Here is a 20,883-nt window from a genome sequence, read left to right as displayed (position 1 = left end):
ATGGCGGCAATTGATTTAAAAGATTTTAAAAAATTAATAATGGAATCTCGCGTGCGAAACTTTCAACTTGCTGTTTTATTGACATGTGGCATTGCCACTACGGGGTGCGCTGTCACCTCTGGTTTACAAACCTATGACTTACCAAATGAAGGGGTCTATACCACCGACTTGGGCACAGCGGTCAATGTGATTAAACTCACCCAAGACTCAATGCTTGCGGTGCAGCCTGCAGTTCACAATATTCAACAAGACTATGCGCATTTATTTCATACACCACAGCGTCAATACACCTTAAGTTCAGGTGATATTCTCTCTATTTATTTATGGGCATATCCTGAAATTACACCACCAACCAATACCATTAGTAACGAAAAAGCCGTTGAGTCAAATGGTTATCAAATTGACTCACAGGGTTATATTCAGTTTCCGATTATCGGGCGTTACAAAGCTGCAGGTAAATCTTTAGCGCAAGTGAATCGTGAGTTGCGCGGTCAATTGGCACGTTATTTAAAAACCCCAGACGTGATTGTACGAGTCTTGTCTTACCAAGGGCAGCGATACTCTGTACAAGGCAATGTCATGAAAGGTGGGCAATTCTATTTAAACGATCAACCTGTCAGTGTCTATACCGCACTGGGTATGGCAGGCGGGGTCAATGCCCAACAAGGTGACAATACTTCTATGACTTTAGTGCGTCAGGGGCGTAGCTATCAACTCAATACCGTAGAGCTGGAAAAAGCAGGCTTGTCATTGCACAACTTACTCATCCAGCCGAATGACACCTTGTATGTCAACAACCGTGAAAACCAAAAAATTTATGTGATGGGTGAGTCGGGTAAAAATCAATCGCTCCCTATGCGTGATCAAGGCATGAGCTTAAGCGATGTATTGGGTGAAAGCTTGGGCTTAAACCCACTGTCTGCCAGCCGCAGTAAAATTTATGTGGTCCGTAGCCAGCCGAATGCAGCACATACCGAAGTCTATCATATGGATTTAACCAGCATTGCCGACTTTGGCTTAGCCAATCAGTTTAAAATGCGCAGCAATGATATTGTCTATGTCGATGCTTCAGGCCTGGCCCGCTGGCAACGTGTCGTGAATCAGATGATTCCGTTCTCTAGTGTGCTTTATCAACTAGATAATTTGGGGAACTAATGAAAATTAATCACATTTTGGTGGTATGTATCGGCAATATTTGCCGTAGCCCCATGGCAGAATACTTTTTAAAACAGCAGTACCCACACTTACAGATTGAATCTGCAGGTATTTCAGGCTTGGTGGGCCATGCAGCCGATGACAAAGCCCGTTTATGTATGCAACGTCACGGCATTGACATGAGTCCACACGTGGCAAAAAAACTCAATGCAGACTTAATTAAAAAAGCCGATTTAATTTTAGTCATGAGCCAAAATCAGCAAAAGCATGTAGAACAAACCTGGCCCTTTGCCAAAGGCAAAACTTTTAGATTGGGGCACTGGCAAAGTAAAAATGTGGCCGACCCTTATCAGCACGATCAGGCCGTATTTGATGAGACCTGTGCGTTAATTCAAGCCTGCATTGCCGACTGGAAAAAATATATCTAGTTTATTGATATTCTAGTTGTTTTTAAAATTCTACTTTTTTGATATTTAAACTATGAGCCAAACCGCCAACACCGAAGATACCATTGATTTAAAGGAATTATTTTTTTCCTTAATCGCACAATGGAAAATGATTACCCTTTGCGTTCTACTCAGTATCGTCTGCGCTTTACTATATTTAAGAACCACACCAGACACCTATGCAGTAGATGCTTTGGTACAGGTCGAAGATAGTAAAGGGGCCTCTGCAGCGTTATTGGGTGATCTGTCCAATATGATTGAGCAGAAATCACCTGCACAAGCTGAAATTGAAATTTTAAAATCACGTTTGGTGTTGGGTAACGTGATTGATCATCTAAATTTAAATATTCGCGTTTCGGGTACAGAAGACAGTTTCTGGAATCGTTTAATTGCCAAGCATGAATATGACAGTGAATATTCATCTCAGTCAGTGCTATTTAAAGACAATCAAAAAAGTTTTGATATTCGCCAGTTCGATATCCCGCAATATTTTCAAGATAAAAACTTAATTTTAAAATTTGCACAAGGCAAGTACAGTCTAACCGATGAAGAAACCGAACAGGTGGTTTTTTCTGCACCTTTAAACCAAGTCAGTCAATTACAGTCTGAATTTGGGGTGTGGAAAGTCGCTATTTTTAGTCAAGACAGCTTTAACGCTGCCTATAACATCCAAAAACAAAGCTTACCTGCTGCCATGAAAAGCTTAACCGCAGACTATTCTGTGGCAGAAAGAGGTAAATTGACAGGTGTATTGGGACTAAATTACCAAGGGTCAGACAAACAACACATTACCCAAGTACTAAATGCCATATTAGCGGCGTATAGCCAACAAAATATTGAGCGTCGTACTGCAGAAACGGCACAGACCTTAAAGTTTTTGGAAGACCAACTCCCAGAACTGAAACAACAATTAGATGTGGCAGAACGTGAATTTAACCGTTTCCGCCAGCAATTTAATACAGTCGATGTGACCAAAGAATCTGAGTTATATTTAACCCAGAGTATTACTTTGGAAACCCAAAAAGCGCAGTTAGAGCAACAAGTGGCTGAAGCTGCGGCCAAGTACACCAACGAACACCCTGTCATGCAGCAAATGAATGCGCAACTGGGGGCAATTAACAAACGCATTGCAGAGTTAGACGGCACGCTCAAACGCTTGCCAGAATTACAACGCCAATATTTACAACTGTTCCGTGAAGTAGAAGTCAAACAACAGCTGTATACAGGCTTGCTTAACTCTTACCAACAACTACGTATTGCTAAAGCAGGTGAAATTGGTAATGTGCGTATTGTCGATACTGCGGTAGAGCCGATTGAGCCAATTAAACCAAAGAAATTACAAATTTTAATTTTGTCCGTTTTCTTGGGTGGCTTCTTGGGTACTTTGCTGGCATTACTGCGTAACATGTTGCGTTCAGGTATTAAAGACTCGAATCAGATTGAAAATGAACTGGATTTACCTGTTTATGCCACTGTGCCACGTTCGCCTGTACAAGAAAGTCGTATTAAGATTCTAAAAAAGAAAAAGAATATTCCTATTCTTGCAGTTAAAAACAGTGATGATATTGCCATTGAAAGCCTGCGTAGCATGCGTACTGCTATTCACTTTGCTTTAAGCAGTGCCAAAAACAATATCATTATGATTTCTGGCCCTGCACCAGAGTTGGGTAAATCATTTATTTCAACCAACTTAGCTACCATTTTGGCGCAAAGTGATAAGCGCGTATTATTGATTGATGCCGATTTACGTCGTGGTTATATGCACAAATACTTTAATTACGACCCTAAGCCTGGCTTAACCGAATACCTGAATGGTCAACAAGAGTTAGGCAGTGTTGTGCGCAATACTGAAGTTGAAAATTTAAGCTTCATCAGCCGTGGTAAAAGTCCTGCCAATCCGTCAGAGTTGTTAAGTACGCAAAAATTTGCAGACATGCTCACGCACTTGTCGAGCCAGTTTGACCATATTCTGATTGATACCCCGCCAGTTCTTGCCGTCACCGATGGGATTATTATTTCACAATATGCGGGTGTGAATTTGGTAGTGGCACGTTATGCCAAGACGCAAATGAAAGAGCTGGAACTGACTGTCAACCGCTTTGAACAGGCTGGTGTCAAAGTGAATGGCTTTATTTTGAATGATATTCAACGTGAAGCAGGCGGTTATGGCTATGGTTATAACTATGCTTATGCCTATAAAGCCAATAAGAATGAGGATTGATTTATTCAATCTACCCTTTTTGCTAGGCTTCCCTCTTTGTCAAAGGTGAGCTATATGCTCGTGCTAGCCTCCCCCTTTGAAAAAGGGGGATAGAGGGGGATTAAAAAAATCTAAAAAGATGAGCTATGTATGTCACAAGAAAGCTAATTAAAAATAAACCACTTTTAAAAACAAAGAATAAAAACCATGCAACCCTATAACAAAAATTTAAAATATAACGCACGACAGTTAAGAAACAATATGACTGAAGCAGAACAAAAACTCTGGTTACGACTGCGTCAAAAACAAATCTTGGGCTTACAGTTTTATCGGCAAAAGCCTATTCTGAATTTTATTGTAGATTTTTACTGTCCTGCGGCAAGTTTAATTATTGAATGCGATGGCAGCCAACATTTGAACGAAAAAGGCTTACAGTATGATTTAGTACGTGATCAGGCTTTAACACAGTTAAATTTAACGGTGTTAAGATTTAACAATTTACAAATTTTGCATGAACTCGATGCAGTCATCCAAACCATTGAAAATGTGATTTTAAGTCAACACGCTGATAATCCCTCCTAACCTCCCTTTAAAAAGGGAGGAACATTCATTACAAAGTTCCACTTGTGCATCTCCCCCCCTTTTACAGAAGAATTTTCTGTTGAAATTTACAACAATACTCAACAATTCACATTGCAAAAATCCACTCAAAAACCTATCTTGTTTACAGTTTATAAACGCTGAGAATATATAAGCATGTTTGCACCCAAAGCGCTGCTGGCGACACTGGCATTAAGCTCATCCTTAACCTTTGCCCAAGGCATTGTCTTAAATGACCAAAACTTACGTACCGATTTAAATTGGCTAAATCAGCAAGGCGTCATTCAAATTAGTACGTCAACTTGGCCTATGAGTGGTGATGAAATTCAACGTGCACTTTCTCAAGCCAAAGTCAGCAACAACAATCAACAAAAAGTCATCGATGCAGTGGTGGCACATTTAAATGCCAATAACCAACTGTTCAAAGCCTCGCTTTTTGCAGAAACAGATCAAAAAAATATTCCACAAGCCTTTGGCGACCAACAAAAAACGCAATATCAAGCAGGCTTGGAACTCAATGCAGGCAGTCAACACTGGGATGCTAAAATTCGGGTCAATACAGAAAAAGACCCACAAATTGATAACGATCAAGATGTCAATGTTGAAGGTTCCTATATTGCAGCCAAGCTTTGGAATCAATGGCTCATTGCAGGGCAAATTCCAACCTACTGGGGGCCTGCACATGACGGCAGTTTAATTCGTGGCGATGCTAGCCGCCCTGTTTATGGCGTGACCATGCAACGTGCCGAACAACAGGCGTTTAACAATAAATGGCTGTCTTGGATTGGCCCATGGCAATACCAAGCTTTTGCAGGTCAATTGCATGATTATGATGCTGTACCCGATGCCAAATTGATAGGTTTACGTGTTACAGCACAACCACTACCTTATTTAGAACTTGGGGCATCACGCGCATTTCAATGGGGTGGTGAAAATCGTCCAGAAAGTTTGAACTCACTTTGGGATGCTTTTGTCGGTAATAAAGACAACGGCGGCACAGGCGAACCCGACCCATCTAACCAAATTGCAGGCTTTGATGCGCGTTTGAACCTACAAACCTTAGTACAAGTTCCAATGGATGTCTATGCACAATACGCAGGTGAAGACGAAGCAGGTGGCTTACCTGCTAAAAAAATGTATCTGGCTGGCTTAGACTATTCATCAAGCTACAAAAATATGCCGTTCCAATTCTATACCGAATGGGCAGATACCCGTACTAACGGTAAAGCACAAGGTATTACTTACAACCACGCCAATTATACTGATGGTTTCTATCAACATGGCTATCCTTTAGCACATGCTATTGGCGGTGATGGACAAATGATTTCAATCGGTGGTGATATCCGTTTTGATCGTATGAACCGCGTGAATGCACGTATGCTGTTTGCCAAATTGAATGAATCAAACCGCGCAACCAACCAAGCTTTCCCAGAAAAAGATCAGTTAAAAGCTTTGGATTTGACTTGGACACACTATTTACGCCCAGATATTCCACTTAAACTGAATGGCTGGATTAGCGATTCAGATGTCCATGGCAATGATGCTGGTGCATCGATTGGCATTGAATTTCCTTTAGAAAAAGGGCTGTTTTCGTATTAAGTCTACCCGCTAGACCGAAATACTTCGTGGATGAGGTCGACACCGATTTCATCCATTTTTTGAGATTAAAAATTCAGCGCAACTCAATCATTTAACGCAAAATTTCAGGCAACGCCTTATAACTACCGCTTTTGCTTAATTCAATTTTCATTTTTTGCAGCATTTGATACGGTTGCTGTTGCACAAACATATTCACAAAACTTAAAGGAATCGAGCCTTCAGGGTTAGCATAGCCATAGGTACTCACTTTGACTTTTTGATTGCCCAGTTTTTGAAAGGTCCAGTCGCCTTCGTAATCTTGAATACGCACATAATCAGGGTTCAAGGGATAGCCCCCCTCAATGGCTTTATTTTGAATACTAATCATACCTTGCGCATCTTTACTCATTTTACCTTTGACCACCAAATCACGATCTTTTAGTGGAAAAGGAAAATCCAGCACCATATACAGCAAGAACTCACCTTTTTGGTCATCGCGTGACAAGACTTTGACACTGCCCACATAAGGCACCCATTTCACAGCATGATCAACATCTAAAATTAAGGCGGCGGCTTTTTCTAAAGGTACATTAAAGGTGGTTTCTGCCTTGTATAAAAATACAGGACTAGACTGCTGTTGAAAGGTCCAGACTTTAATATTGTTTTTATGTATGCTCAGTTTGGCATGTTCAATATTTTGTGCAGAGGTCGCACAAATACAGGTGCTTAATCCAAACATCAGCAGAGATTTTTTCATTTTATTTTGCATCTTATTTGGGTCTGTTGACAATTCGTCTATGTTTGCGACAACGCATATTTTTTAGCTGATATAAGGCATGAGGCAGGAAATTTAGTTATTCTAAATGACTGACTCATAACGCAATAGCAGTAAAAAATATGCTTGTCCTGAAAGGCTGTGGCTAAAACTTTCTCAGTTTGCGTTATGAAACTTGGCAATAGTCTCGCTATTCCCTGCGTTTCATGCCTGATCTGCTCAGTTTTAGCCTACAGCGCAAGCCATTTATGAAATGTCAACAGACCCTAGTTTTAGATCGGGTCTGATGCGTCATCATCCATGACATCAGACCCTAGTTTTAGCGGCAGATTGAAAATTGTTCAAGTCATTTTTATCTATTTCGGATTCCTGCGCAGTTTTTAAGCCTGAATATCGTTAAATCCAAGAACATCTTTCATATCGTATTTACGCGCTTCGCGTCCCACCACCCACGCTGCAGCACGCACGGCACCTGCAGCAAAGTTCATACGGTTGGTGGCTTTGTGTGTAATTTCCACACGCTCGCCATCGGCAATAAACATCGCAGTATGTTCACCCACAATGTCACCACCACGAATGGTTTGGAAACCAATACTTTTACGTTCACGTGGCCCTGTGTGTCCTTCGCGGCAGTAAACAGCATCGTGTTTTAAATCACGACCTAAGGTTACTGCAATGGCCTCGCCCATCATCAATGCCGTGCCTGATGGTGCATCGACTTTATGACGATGATGCGCTTCAATCACTTCAATATCTACGCTATCACCAAAGACTTTGGCTGCCAATTCCAGCAGTTTAATTGAAACGTTTACCCCAACTGAATAGTTGGCAGCATACACTACTGGGGTCTGTTGAGCCGATTCTTCTAAGAGTGCTTTTTGTTCATCGTTCATGCCTGTGGTGCCAATCACAATCGCCACGCCTGCTTCACGACAAAGCTTTAAGTGCTGTGCTGTGGCGGCTGGTGCGGTAAAGTCGATTACGACATCACAGTCAGCTAATACTTGTTCTAGGCTGCCCACGACTTTCACACCGAGTGTACCCACACCTGCCAGCTCTCCTGCATCTGCCCCCAAGAGACTGCTTTCTGGGCGTTCGACTGCGGCTGCCAATTGGTAGCCTGCTTCTTGAACGGCTTGAATTAAGATGCGCCCCATACGGCCGCCTGCGCCTAATACACCAATGCGTGGAGTTGCTGACATAGCATATTCCTAAAATAGATTCTAAATTGTGCTTACTATAGCAAAACTCGCTGCCTAGACTAAGTTTGTCTGCCAAGTTTCTGGGTTTATTTTTATCCGAAAGTAACCCTTGCTGTACTGCTGATGGTCACTTTACACCCCTCAGGTAAACTTTTAACGAAGCGATGCTAAAAATTTATCTGAAAATGCTCATTTTTTATTTTTATTTCACAAATTTGCAAACTTGTATGCGCAGACTAGCCTGCACGAATGATAACAACTGCACAAATTAAAGGGGATTTACATGCATTCGAAGAACATGGTATTGGCATTATTGTTAGGCATGAGCACAGCATCCGTATTTGCAGAGCCTGTACTTCAAGAAGGGGATACGCTAGAAAGCCTGTCCAAAGTCCGTATTAGCGTGACACTACAAGAACCGCTTGCTGTTGAAGTTGATACACCTGAACTAGAAGAAGCTGCAACAGAACATGGGGTTGTTACAAGCGCTCAACCACAAACTGTCGTTAAAACAGCAACGGCTGAAATGGTGGATGTTTTAGAGATTGATGTGCCTGAAATCGAATAAGCGTGCAGCAGATACAACAAAGGCGATCCATAAGATCGCCTTTATTTTTTGAGTTTAGATCAGGTTGTGCTTCGACATACCTAATCTAAGTTTCCTTAATCAAACAAACGATCAAAGAAAGACTTCTTCTTTGGTGATGACTGACTGCCCTCACCTTCCATCGTCGTCTGTAACTCTTTTAACAGTTCACGCTGACGTGCCGTTAAATTCACAGGTGTTTCCACCACAATACGGCAGAGCAAATCGCCCTGCATACTGCTACGCACAGGTTTTACCCCTTTACCACGCAAACGGAATAATTTACCAGTCTGTGTTCCCTCAGGCACTTTCAGGCTCACGCGGCCATCTAGAGTCGGAATTTCAATTTCCTTACCTAAAGCAGCATCGGCAATGCTGACAGGTACATCCATATATAGGTCGGCACCATCACGCTGGAAGATTTCATGCTCGCGCACCACTACTTCTACGTATAAATCTCCTGATTGACCATCACGAATTGCTTCACCTTTACCCGTTAAACGAACGCGGTCGCCATTGTCCACCCCTGCAGGAATGGTCACTTCAAGAGTTTGTTGACGGTCTGACACCCCCGAACCATGACATTTTTTACATGGATTCTTGATGATTTTGCCCTGACCACGACAGGTACTACAGGTTTGCTGTACCGAGAAGAACCCTTGTTGCATGCGTAATTGACCCGCACCATGACAGGTTGGACAAGTTTCAACATCATTGGGATTTTCTGAGCCTTTACCGTCACAAGCATCACAAGGCGCAGGTGCTGTAAAGGTGATGGTTTTCTTGACGCCTTTTACAGCTTCTTCAAGCGTGAGTTCCATCACATAGCGTAAGTCTGAACCACGACGCGCACGTTGCTGACCACGCCCACCGCCACCGAATGCACCACCGAAAATATCACCGAACTGACTAAAGATGTCTTCGGCACTAAAACCACCGAAGCCACCGCCGCCGCCCATACCACCTTCAAAGGCATTGTGCCCCATACGATCATACATGCTGCGTTTTTCGGCATCCGATAAAACTTCATAAGCTTCCGCAGCTTCTTTAAATTTCTCTTCGGCTTCGGTGTTGTCTGGGTTGCGGTCAGGATGATATTTCATCGCCAACTTACGGTAGGCTTTTTTTATTTCATCATCACTAGCGGTTTTAGCGACACCCAAAACCTCATAATAATCACGTTTAGCCATGTCTGGCGATGCTCCTCACGGAATTCTAATTAAAACTGAACTGATGTGTGAAATTGGGGTAAAACTGAGTTTTACAAGGGGAGACTGCTAAAAATTTTAGCTGCCTGCTGAATACAGGCGAAAAGTCCTTAGAATACGGCTTTATTTTTCAAAAATTTGGATAGTCCTTTAATCCAAGCATTGATTAAAAACAAGAAGGCAATCACGGCAAAGACGACACCTGCCACGGTGCAAGCTTTGACCCATAAAAAGGCATCCCAGGGAAAGAAAGCCAATGGAATAAACCACAATGCAGCAAACATTGCCAATACTGTATAAATCACCACATTACGCATGACCCATAAAGCCTGCGCCTGTAACCAGACTTCAGTGCTATCGACCAGAATCACTTTACGGGCATACCAATATGCCAACGCGCCACTCACCACAGTAAATAAAGCAAAAAACATAAACACGTAAGAGATCGCAACCGAACGGCGAAACTTTAACAAGTTATCTTGCTTCATAATGTGATTAAACCCCATCTGTGCCATGCTTTATTTTTTAATCTGGCGCATGCTGTAACGTATGCAAAGGCTGAAAAATATAAGGTGCTACTATATTGAAATTTTCCAAGTTTCGCACCCGTTATTATGTCACTTTTACAGATTATGTGGATTTTTTTTCACTTTAAACCACTGGGCGTATAACGCAGGTAAAAAGAACAAAGTTAATAAGGTTGCGACAATTAATCCACCCATAATCGCCACAGCCATCGGGCCAAAGAAAATACTGCGAGAAAGTGGAATCATAGCCAAAACAGCCGCTAATGCTGTGAGGACAATTGGACGACAACGGCGTACCGTGGCGTTAATAATCGCATCCCACTGCGATTCTCCTGCCCGAATATCCTGCTCAATCTGATCAATTAAAATCAGGGAATTGCGCATGATCATGCCCGATAAGGCAATCGTGCCAAGCATCGCCACAAAACCAAAGGGTTTGTTAAACAGCAACAGGAACAATACCACACCAATAATGCCAAGCGGCGCAGTCAAAAATACAATGAACGCACGAGACATGCTACGCAACTGAATCATCAACAAAGTCATCACCACTGCAAGGAAAAATGGCATGCCTGCATTGACTGACTTTTGCCCACGTGCCGACTCTTCAACTGTACCGCCAACTTCAATTAAATAGCCATTTGGCAATTTTTCACGCAAGGCTGCCATCGGTTCAGATAATTCGGCCACCACCGTTGCAGGTTGCAGATTGCTTCGAATATCGCCACGTACGGTAATGGTCGGCAAGCGGTTACGATGCCAAATTAAACCTTCTTCAAAACGGTATTCAATTTGTGCGATTTGCGCCAACGGCACCGATGTTCCACGTGAAGTCGGTATGGCCAAGCTGCTTAAAGATGCGACATCTAGTCGCTCAGTTTGATCGCCACGTAAACGAATTTCAATCAGTTCACGTTTTTCACGATACTGGTTGATTGCGGCGCCACTGATAGAGCTATTGAGGAAGTTAGCCAAATCTAGACTCGACACTCCCATTTGACGGGCACGGTCTTGATCAATCTGCAATTGAATGACTTTGCTCGGCTCACCCCAATCTAAATGCACATTGGTGGTATTCGGGTTGGCACTGACTGTGGCAGCCACTTGCTGCGCCCACTGTCGTACTTGAGCAAGGTCTTCTCCTGAAACACGGAATTGCAATGGATAACCTACAGGTGGGCCATTTTCCAGCAAAGAAACGCGGGTACGCACTTCAGGCAACAATAAACGGATCTGCTCCGATAAATTACGGCGAATTTCATCTCGATCATCTAAAGATGAAGCCAGCACCACAAATTGGGCAAAACTGGCTTGCGGCAATTGCTGATCTAAGGGCAAATAGAAACGCGGTGAACCTGTGCCGACATAGGCCACATAATTGTCGATACCTTGTTGTTGTGCTAAAAACTTTTCAACTTTTTTAACGGCTGCTTCTGTGGCTGTTAAGGATGCACCCTCTTCAAGTTTTAAATCGACTAAAATTTCTGCCCGATTGGAAGGCGGAAAGAATTGCTGCGGTACCAATTTAAACATGGCAATGGATAGGACAAAAATGGCTACGGTCGCTGCAATGACGGTTTTACGATAGCGCACACAGGTATTGACCCAACCTCGAAACACTTGATAAAAGCGGGTTTGATACGGGTCATGCGCCTCACCAGCCTGATGTGCCACAGGCTGTGGCTCAGGTTGTTTACGCAAACGTGCCCAAAGACGTTGATACCACGGTGCGCGCTGCACATGTCGCTGAAAATCTGGCAATAATTTATCGCCCAAATACGGCACAAACAGCACTGCGGCAAACCATGACACCACCAAGGCAATGGTCACTACCTGAAAAATTGAACGGGTATATTCCCCTGTACTTGATGCTGCTGTGGCAATCGGTAAAAAGCCTGCTGCGGTAATCAATGTCCCAGTCAACATTGGGAAAGCAGTGGTTCGCCACGCATGCCCTGCGGCTTGCAAACGGCTGAAACCCTGTTCCATTTTAATTGCCATCATTTCAATGGCGATGATTGCATCATCCACCAATAAACCTAGGGCTAGAATTAAGGCACCCAGTGAAATTTTGTGCAGCCCGACATCAAACAAGTGCATGCCAGCAAAGGTCATGGCCAAGACCAGTGGAATAGAAAATGCCACCACCAAGCCTGTACGAAAACCCAGTGAAAAGAAGCTGACCAGCAATACAATAATCACTGCTTCGGCCAAGACTTTCATAAACTCATTCACACTGTGTTTGACCGCAACAGGTTGATCAGACACTTTTTGCAGCTGCATGCCTAAAGGCAAAGTTTTTTGCAAACGAGCAAATTCTGTTTCCAGATTTTTCCCCAAAGCCAAAATATCTCCGCCTTTACGCATCGACACCGCAATGCCAATGCCGTTTTCGCCCATAAAGCGCATACGTGGTTGGGCAGGTTCGCTAAACCCACGATAGACCTCGGCAACATCGCCCAGTTGAATGGTGGTGCCATTTACCAACAGTGGCATTTGTTTCAGCTCATCAACACTGTTCAATGCACCGCTGACACGTACCTGAATACGGTCTGAATTGGTTTCAAAAAAACCTGCGCTTGCCATGCTGTTTTGTTGTTGTAAGGCTTGCTGAATGGCGGTAACAGGAATGCCGAGTTGTGCGGCTTTGGTATTAGACAACTCAATCCAGATTTTTTGGTCTTGCAAACCGACCAAATTGACTTTGGCCACATCTTTGACCCGCTGCAATTGTAGTTGCAAACGGTCGGCATATTCTTTGAGGGTGGCGTAATCATAGTCTGCGCCTGTCAGCACATAAATATTACCAAAAGTGTCGCCAAATTCATCATTAAAAAATGGGCCTTGTACCCCTTGTGGCAATTCATGGCGAATGTCATTGACCTTTTTACGCACCTTATACCAGACATCTGGAATTTGGCTGGAACGCATGGAATCTTTGGCAATAAAAGTCACCATGGACTCGCCCGGACGCGAATAGGCCATGATGCGTTCATAATCGCCCGTGCTCATCAATTCTTTTTCAATACGGTCAGTGACTTGTAAGGATACCTCTTTGGCACTCGCTCCTGGCCAATAGGTTTGAATCACCATCACTTTAAAGGTAAATGGCGGATCTTCACTTTGTGCCAATTTGGAATAGGAAAAAATCCCGACAATACCCAACAGCAACATCAAGTAGACCACTAGACCTTTATTTTTCAGCGCCCATTCGGATAAGTTAAAATTCATATTTTAACGCTCCGTCTGTGTAGCAGCAGGAGCTGCCTGAGCGGTTGGATTGACTGCCTGTACAGCTTGATTGTCACGGTTAATCGGGCGGATTTTTTGTCGATCACGCAGTAAATGTACCCCACCCATCACCACATAATCTTGCGGCTGCAAGCCACTGAGTACAGGCACGCTGTCCCGTCCATAAGCGCCCAAGGTAACAGGAACTTGGCGCACGGTTGAATCCGTCTGCAAAACCAAAACAAAAGCTTGTTGCCCCGTTGCCGATACGCTTGATAAAGGTACATATAAACCCTGATTGGCTTGGCGAGTCAGAAATACCCGCGCACTTTGCCCCAATTGAATCTGTGCATTGCCTTCGCGTAAAGCCACTTTGACTTTAAAAGTACGCGACTGATCTGCCGCAGGGGAAATTTCACGAACCTTACCTGTAAAACGGCTATCAGGTTGTGACCATAAACTGACCGTTGCCTCTTGCCCGACCCGAATATCAGCAACTGCTTGTTCAGGCACGCCAATCACGACTTCACGTTCTCCATCAATCGCTAGTTGATAAGCGACCTGCCCTGCCGCTAAAACCTGCCCAACTTCAATATTGCGTTCAGTAATCACGCCATTTTTTGTGGCACGTAACTGGTTATAGTCGGTTTGATTACTGCTGACTGCATAATTGGACTGCGCCTGTTTCAACTGCGCCATGGCATATTGATACTGGTTTTTGACTGCATCATATTGCGAGCGGCTGACTGCATTCATGGGTAACAATTGCTGAAAACGCTGCAATTCATCACTGGCAACTTTTGCAGCAGATTGCGCACTTTCGAGTTGCGCACGTGCGGCATTGAGCTGTAATGCTGCATCTTGCACATCTAAGGTTGCTAAGACTTGCCCAACCTTAACCCGATCTCCCACATCGGCAAAACGCTGTGTAACTTGCCCTGCAACCCGAAATGCTAAAGCAGTTTGCTGACGTGCTTCTACCTTGCCTGCATAACTTTTTTGCTCAAGATGTAAACTGCTGGGCTGAGTCACCATCACCAAAGGGACTTCCTGTTCAACCTCGGTTTTTTGCTTGCTGCATCCCATTAGGGTGATACAGCACAGCAGCATCAGGCTACCAATGAGATTCTGAGTCGTTTTCATCTAGCGTGCTCTTATTTAAACGTTTTTATTAGGGCAGAATACGCAGTATATTAAATTGATTATTTTTTAATTAATATACCACTAGGTACATTAATTAAAACTGAAGCGTCATTTTCTAGTTGTACTGATGCAAATTAGGAGGAGCGTGTGCAGATTCATGTCGGAAGACCCAAAGATTTAGAAAAACGCCAACGTATTTTAATGTCGGCAAAACACTTGTTTTTAAAGTTGGGCTTTCATGGTTCGAGTATGAATCAGATTGCACGTGAAGCAGGCGTGACCAAATTAACGGTGTATAATCACTTTCAAGACAAAGCCACCTTATTTTCCTGTGCCATTGAAGAAACCTGTGAAAGTCTGCTTAAGGCACAACCTTTGGACTTGACTGCACATCGCAATTTTAAGCAGGCTTTATACCAAGCCTGTGAACTGTCCTTGAACTTGGCCAACATGCCTGAAGCGATTAAATTAGAACACTTGCTGATGGAGCTGGCCTCGGAGCAAAATCCGTTGGCATTGCAGTTTTACAATGCCTCACATGCCAAACTTCGCGCGATGTGGGAAAGCTTCTTTCGCAAAGCAGCAGAACTAAAATTTATTCAGGCAGATGAACCTAAAACACAAACTGAATTGATCGTTTCCTTACTACATGGTTTACGTCACCATGAAGTTTTACTCGGTGTACGTGCCGTGCCTGATGCTGCACAATCTCAAAAGATTATTGAAGATGCGATGGGTATTTTTATGCTACGTTATGGCTGAACAGGCCAATAAAGGTTGATCTAAATCGGAATTTTTTTACCAAATCGCATGCCACACTGCCCTGTATTTCTCTGCGAAATACTGCCGCTTGGCACTATAACTTCAGATGCGCAAAATCCATGCAACTTTTGTAGATAGCCCGCTTGGATTGTATCTAAATCGGGGTATAGTCTTAACAGAGTAAAAAACACAGAACATGGAGAACAACGAATGATTCAACAAATTGATGCTCCTCTACGCGATGACGTACGCTTACTTGGCAACTTATTGGGTGAGACCCTCAAGTTACACGCAGGACAAGATTTGTTTAATCAGGTCGAACAAATTCGTGCTTTATCTAAAGGCGCGCGCGATGGACAAGCCGAAGCTGAAAAACAACTCGAACAACTGTTTTTAAGTCTAGAAGATGACGAAATCTTACCGCTCACCCGTGCCTTTACCCACTTTTTGAACTTTGCCAACATCGCAGAGCAATACCATGTGGTGCGGAGTCGTCGCCAAAGCGAATTTGATGAACATGCTGTTTCTCCAAACCCTCTTGATCGCTTATTCCTCAAGTTCAAAGACAACCAGATTTCTGCAGAAACCCTCTATCAACAAGTCTGCGAACTGAAAATTGAATTGGTTTTAACTGCGCATCCGACTGAAGTCAGCCGTCGTACCCTGATTCAAAAATATGACGATATTAATGACTGCCTGTCTAAAATGGATCAGCAAAAACTGACCCCACGTGAACGTCAGGCTGTTTTGGCAGATTTAAAACAGCTCATCAGCTCAGCTTGGCAAACCGATGAAATTCGTCAGCATCGCCCAACTCCCGTCGATGAAGCCAAATGGGGCTTTACCACCATCGAACAAACCCTGTGGAATGCAGTGCCTAAATTCATACGTGAATTAGACAGCATTGTGCAGGAACACTGTGGGCAAAGCCTGCCGCTGAACGTTGCGCCTGTGCGTTTCGCCTCTTGGATGGGCGGTGACCGCGATGGCAACCCCAATGTCACCCATAAAGTGACTCAAGAAGTATTGTGGTTGTCGCGCTGGAAAGCAGCAGAACTGTATTTACGTGATATTGAAAACCTGCGTTGGGAACTTTCCATTCAGCAATGTAGCCCAGAATTGCTAGATGCTTTAGGACATTCCCATGCAGAGCCGTACCGTGAATATTTACGCGACACCCGTGAACGCCTAAAAGCCACCCGCGACTGGTTAGCAGCAAAATTACAAGGCAAAGATGCTGATGACAGTTTGGTGATTAAAAACAAAGACGAGTTGTTACAGCCTTTATTACTGTGTTATCGCTCGCTGACGGCTTGTCAATTGTCAGACATTGCGAACGGCAAATTGCTAGATTTAATACACCGTGTGAATTGTTTTGGTATTGAATTACTAAAACTGGATATTCGCCAAGAGTCAGGACGTCATCGCCAAGCCATTTCTGCTATTACCGAATATTTAGGTTTGGGCAATTTTGAAACTTGGACTGAACAAGCGCGTCAGAACTTCTTACTTCAAGAACTGCAAAGCAAACGTCCGTTATTGCCAAAATTCATGCAGGAACCTGCACAAAGCCTGATTCAACATCCCGATGTGCAAGAAGTGTTTGCTACCATGCGCACGTTGGCTGAGCAGCCGCAGGAAAGCTTGGGCGCTTATATTATTTCCATGGCGGAATATCCAAGTGATGTGTTGGCGGTGTTATTGCTGCAAAAAGAAGCAGGCATTCAGCATCCTTTACGTGTGGTGCCGCTGTTTGAAACCCTGAAAGACTTGGATGGGGCTGCGCAAACCATGAATACCCTGTTTGGGATGCATTGGTATAAACAGCATATTCAGGGTAAACATGAGGTCATGATTGGTTACTCAGACTCCGCCAAAGATGCAGGGTTCATGTCGGCCAACTGGGCACAGTACCGCGCTCAGGAAGAACTGACTGCGGTAGCGCAGCAACACGCTGTGCAGCTAACCTTATTCCATGGTCGTGGTGGTTCCATTAGCCGTGGTGGCGCACCGACTCAACAAGCGCTGTTCTCACAGCCACCAGGGTCTATTTCAGGTGCAATTCGCGTGACCGAACAAGGCGAAATGATTCGTTTTAAATTTGGACTTGAAGGGGTTGCATTGCAAAATCTGGAAGTCTATACCGCTGCTACCTTAGAAGCGACGCTGATGCCACCACCTGTGCCGAAGGCAGAATGGCGCGAGCTCATGCATAACATGACCGAACTTTCGGTACAGGTCTACCGTCAAACTGTGCGTGAAAATCCCCATTTTGTGAAATATTTACGCACCGTTACGCCAGAGCTAGAATTGCAGATGTTGCCGCTCGGCTCACGTCCTGCAAAACGTAAAGTCAGCGGCGGAATTGAATCCTTACGTGCCATTCCGTGGGTGTTTGCATGGACGCAAATCCGTCTGATGCTACCTGCTTGGTTAGGGACAGGCGCGGCAATTAACCAAACAATCGATCAGGGACAAAAAGCCACTTTAGATGAAATGCTCAGCGATTGGCCTTATTTCCAGACTTTAATTGATATGTTGGAAATGGTGTTGTCTAAAGCCGACAGCAATATTGCATTGTATTATGAGTCACACCTGACCGATGACGAAGACCTGAAAGAACTCGGTGAGCAACTGCGTCAACGCCTGCGGGATGCCGTAACAACGTTACTGACTCTCAAAGGGGAATCACAATTGCTCAGCAGCAATGATGTGCTAGATCAATCGATGCGGGTGCGTAAACCGTATTTATTGCCACTGCATTTGCTACAGGCAGAGTTGATGAAACGTCGTCGTTTATATTTGGCAGAACAGAATGCCGAACATACCCCTGTCGATCATGCCCTCATGGTAAGCATTGCAGGGATTGCAGCAGGCTTACGCAATACAGGTTAAGCCTCTACGAATAGTACAACAAGCAGAGTCATGTACTCTGCTTGTGGTTTATTCACTCACTTGGAAATGGCTTGGGCAGATTGCTGTTAAAAGGGTCACTAAAAAAATCATATAAACCATGAAAACTGGCATTTTTTATAATTTCTGTATTACCTTGTTTGAATTATGCTTATGATTAAATATCAGATAAAAAAAGATGAACATTGACTATTTTCTGGGTCAAATGACGGTACTCACAGATGTGTTTATCATTGGCTCCATGTTTTACAGGCTTATTGCTGTTTAAACGCATTATATCTTTGAGGGCACCCTTCCCTGCTGAGTGGTCTTTTACGGTGTTCTTTGCTGACCTTGCTCATTAATCATCCACTGTGCGCCCATTTTTTAGCTCTATACGTTGCGTGGCGAAAAACTAGCCTAAATTATGTGCAATTAAATTTATTCTTCGTCTACTTTCATCCCATTGATGCCGCAATACATTCTTTAAATTTATAAATAAAATTACTTATTTATATTAAATGTAATTTTTAACAAATAGTAAAATTTAATTCTAAAAATAAGCAGCTGGTCAGTTTCTTCGCAAAATTTTTAAAAAATTTATGCAATACAAGGGTATGATGTGCTCAATTTAGCTTTTGAGTGCTCACTTTATGTCCAATTGGTTTCCCAAATGGCGCCCTTATGAAGGCAGCATTGATGCGCGTCCTGTAGGGACCAATGAGTATCTACCGCCTGCACAAACCGTTGTATTGGGGATACAACACGCGTTTGCCATGTTTGGTGCTACGGTACTTGCACCTTTCTTAATGGGCTTTGACCCGAACCTTGCCATTTTAATGTCAGGGATTTGTACCATCCTATTCTTTTTCATGACAGGTGGGCGCGTTCCAAGTTATTTAGGTTCGAGCTTTGCCTTTATTGGGGTAGTGATTGCTGCCACAGGCTATGCAGGTGCAGCAGGTGGTTTAAATGCCAATATTGGGGTCGCGGCAGGCGGGATTATTGCCTGCGGTATTTTATATGCCCTGATTGGCTTTTTGGTGATGGCCACAGGCACCCGCTGGATTGAAAAATTGATGCCACCTGTGGTGACAGGTGCAGTGGTGATGATCATTGGTTTAAACCTTGCCCCAGTCACGGTCAAAGCCGTTGCTGGCAATCCATTTAATATGTGGATGGCATTGGTAACTGTGCTGTGTATGGGCATGATTGCTGTATTTACCAAAGGTTTATTGCAACGTCTTTTACTGCTAATTGGCTTACTCATGTCGTATCTGATCTATTTTATGGTCACCAATGTCATGGGTTGGGGTACGCCAATTAACTTCACACCAATTCAGCAAGCCGCGTGGTTTGGTGTTCCAGACTTTCACGCGCCTGTATTTGATGTGAATGCCATGCTAATTATCGCCCCAATTGCCTTCATTTTGGTGGCAGAGAACTTGGGACACATTAAAGCAGTCGGAGCAATGACAGGTGAAAACCTCGATCCACACATTGGTAAAGCCTTTGTCGCAGATGGTGTTGCCACAACACTCGCAGGTGGTGTCGGTGCACCAGGTATGACCACTTATGGTGAAAATATTGGAGTGATGGCTGTTACCCGCGTGTATTCCACGATTATTTTTGTGGTGGCGGGGGTCTTTGCAATTTTCCTTGGGCTTTCACCCAAATTTGGCGCGATTATTCACACCATTCCTACCGCTATTTTAACAGGTGCTTCAATTGTGGTTTTTGGTTTGATTACCATTGCTGGCGCGAAAATCTGGATTGAAAACAAGGTCGATTTTTCTAAAAATAAAAATCTGATGGTGGCTGCCGTGACCATTATTTTAGGAACGGGTGACTTTGCGCTGCAATTGGGCAGCTTTAATTTGGGTGGGATTGGTACAGCAACCTTTGCGGCCTTGTTCCTAAACTGGTTCTTTAGTTTGCGCGATCCATCCTAATCAGAACCTGCTGTCATCTGCTGAAACCTAAGCAGCTGCCGAAGCAATACAAAAAGACCGAACAACAATAATTGTTCGGTCTTTTTTTTACCTCAAACGGTCTGTCTAGAATAAACCGTTTTTAAGAGATCATGCTTTTGCTGTGGCTTATTTCTGTTTTTTAAGCTCTTGCTTAAGTTGCTTCAATTTGCCTTTATGTTTTGAAATCTTTTTCAAACGTGCTTTGATTTTTTGCTTCAAAGATTTAACTTGCTTAGCCATGGTATTACTCCTTAGTAAGGCTATTCGTTACCATTGTGTTGTTTCACAAAACTACGAATAAATTTTCTTAATTCACGAGCAGCACTAGTATCAAGTTCTTCACATAAACGAATAAATTCATCACGTTCAGTACTATTAATACGAATTAAAAGTTGTCCATCTTTCTTGCCTGTCTTTATTTTTTTGATTTGCTCGTTCATTGCTGATCTCTCCAAAATAAAGACTGCTTTGCAAAAGATGTATATACAATATATATACTTTTTAAAATAAAGCAAACTTACATCGTTAAAAAATGTAATAAATTCATATTCTTTTTTTTACCAAAACTTTATAAAAAGCTGTCAAAGTCAAGACAGGCAAGGCTT

At 43.3% G+C, this 20,883-nt stretch carries 16 protein-coding genes; 9 read left to right on the top strand and 7 right to left on the bottom strand.

Annotated elements, in window-relative coordinates; genetic code table 11:
- Window positions 1-51 precede the first annotated feature (51 nt).
- From K1T76_RS00230 to K1T76_RS00210, 5 genes are all read left to right on the top strand, one after another.
- Window positions 52-1,155 (top strand): polysaccharide biosynthesis/export family protein, encoded by a 1,104-nt coding sequence (locus tag K1T76_RS00230; protein WP_230243687.1) that lies wholly within the window; start codon window positions 52-54, stop codon window positions 1,153-1,155.
- Window positions 1,155-1,583, top strand: coding sequence for a low molecular weight protein-tyrosine-phosphatase (locus tag K1T76_RS00225; RefSeq protein ID WP_019837353.1), 429 nt, complete (start codon window positions 1,155-1,157; stop codon window positions 1,581-1,583). The genes K1T76_RS00230 and K1T76_RS00225 overlap by 1 nt, the downstream gene beginning before the upstream one ends.
- A 52-nt stretch (window positions 1,584-1,635) precedes the next feature.
- A complete protein-coding gene (locus K1T76_RS00220) occupies window positions 1,636-3,822 on the top strand; it encodes a polysaccharide biosynthesis tyrosine autokinase (RefSeq protein WP_230243686.1) in 2,187 nt (728 codons plus the stop codon).
- Window positions 3,823-4,008: 186 nt separating this feature from the next.
- Window positions 4,009-4,383: an endonuclease domain-containing protein gene (locus K1T76_RS00215; protein WP_230243685.1), complete on the top strand. Its 375-nt coding sequence runs from the start codon at window positions 4,009-4,011 to the stop codon at window positions 4,381-4,383.
- A gap of 174 nt (window positions 4,384-4,557) precedes the next feature.
- A complete protein-coding gene (locus tag K1T76_RS00210; protein WP_230243684.1) occupies window positions 4,558-6,000 on the top strand; it encodes a capsule assembly Wzi family protein in 1,443 nt (480 codons plus the stop codon).
- A 91-nt stretch (window positions 6,001-6,091) separates the two neighbouring features.
- Here K1T76_RS00210 and K1T76_RS00205 read toward each other — a convergent pair whose 3' ends face one another.
- Together K1T76_RS00205 and dapB are read right to left on the bottom strand one after the other, a co-directional pair.
- Window positions 6,092-6,736 (bottom strand): START domain-containing protein, encoded by a 645-nt coding sequence (locus K1T76_RS00205; RefSeq protein ID WP_442780661.1) that lies wholly within the window; start codon window positions 6,734-6,736, stop codon window positions 6,092-6,094.
- Between the two features lie 398 nt (window positions 6,737-7,134).
- Window positions 7,135-7,956 carry a 4-hydroxy-tetrahydrodipicolinate reductase gene (gene dapB / locus K1T76_RS00200; RefSeq protein WP_180160957.1) on the bottom strand — a complete coding sequence of 274 codons (822 nt, stop codon included), beginning with the start codon at window positions 7,954-7,956 and terminating at the stop codon, window positions 7,135-7,137.
- A gap of 283 nt (window positions 7,957-8,239) precedes the next feature.
- Here dapB and K1T76_RS00195 point away from each other — a divergent pair, with 283 nt between their 5' ends.
- Entirely contained in the window at window positions 8,240-8,524 is a 285-nt protein-coding gene (locus tag K1T76_RS00195) for a hypothetical protein (protein WP_019837348.1), read from the top strand.
- Between the two features lie 95 nt (window positions 8,525-8,619).
- Here K1T76_RS00195 and dnaJ read toward each other — a convergent pair whose 3' ends face one another.
- The 4 genes from dnaJ to K1T76_RS00175 form a co-directional block, all read right to left on the bottom strand.
- Window positions 8,620-9,732, bottom strand: a complete 1,113-nt coding sequence (gene dnaJ / locus K1T76_RS00190; RefSeq protein ID WP_230243683.1) for a molecular chaperone DnaJ — start codon at window positions 9,730-9,732, stop codon at window positions 8,620-8,622.
- Window positions 9,733-9,860: 128 nt separating this feature from the next.
- Window positions 9,861-10,238 carry a hypothetical protein gene (locus tag K1T76_RS00185; RefSeq protein ID WP_230245595.1) on the bottom strand — a complete coding sequence of 126 codons (378 nt, stop codon included), beginning with the start codon at window positions 10,236-10,238 and terminating at the stop codon, window positions 9,861-9,863.
- Between the two features lie 135 nt (window positions 10,239-10,373).
- Window positions 10,374-13,508: an efflux RND transporter permease subunit gene (locus K1T76_RS00180; RefSeq protein ID WP_230243682.1), complete on the bottom strand. Its 3,135-nt coding sequence runs from the start codon at window positions 13,506-13,508 to the stop codon at window positions 10,374-10,376.
- A 3-nt stretch (window positions 13,509-13,511) separates the two neighbouring features.
- Complete coding sequence (locus K1T76_RS00175) at window positions 13,512-14,651, bottom strand: efflux RND transporter periplasmic adaptor subunit (RefSeq protein ID WP_230243681.1); 1,140 nt, start codon at window positions 14,649-14,651, stop codon at window positions 13,512-13,514.
- Window positions 14,652-14,798: 147 nt separating this feature from the next.
- Between K1T76_RS00175 and K1T76_RS00170 the strand changes: the two genes are divergently transcribed.
- The 3 genes from K1T76_RS00170 to K1T76_RS00160 all read left to right on the top strand — a co-directional run bounded on the left by K1T76_RS00170 (window position 14,799) and on the right by K1T76_RS00160 (window position 20,257).
- Window positions 14,799-15,413, top strand: a complete 615-nt coding sequence (locus K1T76_RS00170) for a TetR/AcrR family transcriptional regulator (RefSeq protein ID WP_096902366.1) — start codon at window positions 14,799-14,801, stop codon at window positions 15,411-15,413.
- 210 nt (window positions 15,414-15,623) lie between these two features.
- Entirely contained in the window at window positions 15,624-18,308 is a 2,685-nt protein-coding gene (gene ppc / locus K1T76_RS00165) for a phosphoenolpyruvate carboxylase (protein ID WP_230243680.1), read from the top strand.
- A gap of 650 nt (window positions 18,309-18,958) precedes the next feature.
- Window positions 18,959-20,257 carry a solute carrier family 23 protein gene (locus tag K1T76_RS00160; protein ID WP_096902368.1) on the top strand — a complete coding sequence of 433 codons (1,299 nt, stop codon included), beginning with the start codon at window positions 18,959-18,961 and terminating at the stop codon, window positions 20,255-20,257.
- A gap of 281 nt (window positions 20,258-20,538) precedes the next feature.
- Here the strand turns inward: K1T76_RS00160 and K1T76_RS00155 are convergent, their stop codons facing one another.
- Window positions 20,539-20,718, bottom strand: a complete 180-nt coding sequence (locus K1T76_RS00155; protein ID WP_004970356.1) for a hypothetical protein — start codon at window positions 20,716-20,718, stop codon at window positions 20,539-20,541.
- Window positions 20,719-20,883: the final 165 nt, after the last annotated feature.

This window comes from Acinetobacter sp. PW68, from assembly GCF_020982655.1.
Taxonomy (GTDB): Bacteria; Pseudomonadota; Gammaproteobacteria; order Pseudomonadales; family Moraxellaceae; genus Acinetobacter; species Acinetobacter towneri_A.
This window is presented reverse-complemented; position numbering and strand designations above follow the sequence as displayed.

Excerpts from the sequence above, each read along its gene's own strand:
- K1T76_RS00220 (WP_230243686.1), top strand. The coding sequence starts at position 1,636 with ATGAGCCAAACCGCCAACACCGAAGATACCATTGATTTAAAGGAATTA.
- K1T76_RS00195 (WP_019837348.1), top strand. The coding sequence starts at position 8,240 with ATGCATTCGAAGAACATGGTATTGGCATTATTGTTAGGCATGAGCACA.
- K1T76_RS00155 (WP_004970356.1), bottom strand. The coding sequence starts at position 20,718 with ATGAACGAGCAAATCAAAAAAATAAAGACAGGCAAGAAAGATGGACAA.
- ppc (WP_230243680.1), top strand. The coding sequence starts at position 15,624 with ATGATTCAACAAATTGATGCTCCTCTACGCGATGACGTACGCTTACTT.
- K1T76_RS00205 (WP_442780661.1), bottom strand. The coding sequence starts at position 6,736 with ATGAAAAAATCTCTGCTGATGTTTGGATTAAGCACCTGTATTTGTGCG.
- dnaJ (WP_230243683.1), bottom strand. The coding sequence starts at position 9,732 with ATGGCTAAACGTGATTATTATGAGGTTTTGGGTGTCGCTAAAACCGCT.
- K1T76_RS00225 (WP_019837353.1), top strand. The coding sequence starts at position 1,155 with ATGAAAATTAATCACATTTTGGTGGTATGTATCGGCAATATTTGCCGT.
- K1T76_RS00175 (WP_230243681.1), bottom strand. The coding sequence starts at position 14,651 with ATGAAAACGACTCAGAATCTCATTGGTAGCCTGATGCTGCTGTGCTGT.
- K1T76_RS00160 (WP_096902368.1), top strand. The coding sequence starts at position 18,959 with ATGTCCAATTGGTTTCCCAAATGGCGCCCTTATGAAGGCAGCATTGAT.
- K1T76_RS00210 (WP_230243684.1), top strand. The coding sequence starts at position 4,558 with ATGTTTGCACCCAAAGCGCTGCTGGCGACACTGGCATTAAGCTCATCC.
- K1T76_RS00180 (WP_230243682.1), bottom strand. The coding sequence starts at position 13,508 with ATGAATTTTAACTTATCCGAATGGGCGCTGAAAAATAAAGGTCTAGTG.
- dapB (WP_180160957.1), bottom strand. The coding sequence starts at position 7,956 with ATGTCAGCAACTCCACGCATTGGTGTATTAGGCGCAGGCGGCCGTATG.
- K1T76_RS00185 (WP_230245595.1), bottom strand. The coding sequence starts at position 10,238 with ATGAAGCAAGATAACTTGTTAAAGTTTCGCCGTTCGGTTGCGATCTCT.
- K1T76_RS00215 (WP_230243685.1), top strand. The coding sequence starts at position 4,009 with ATGCAACCCTATAACAAAAATTTAAAATATAACGCACGACAGTTAAGA.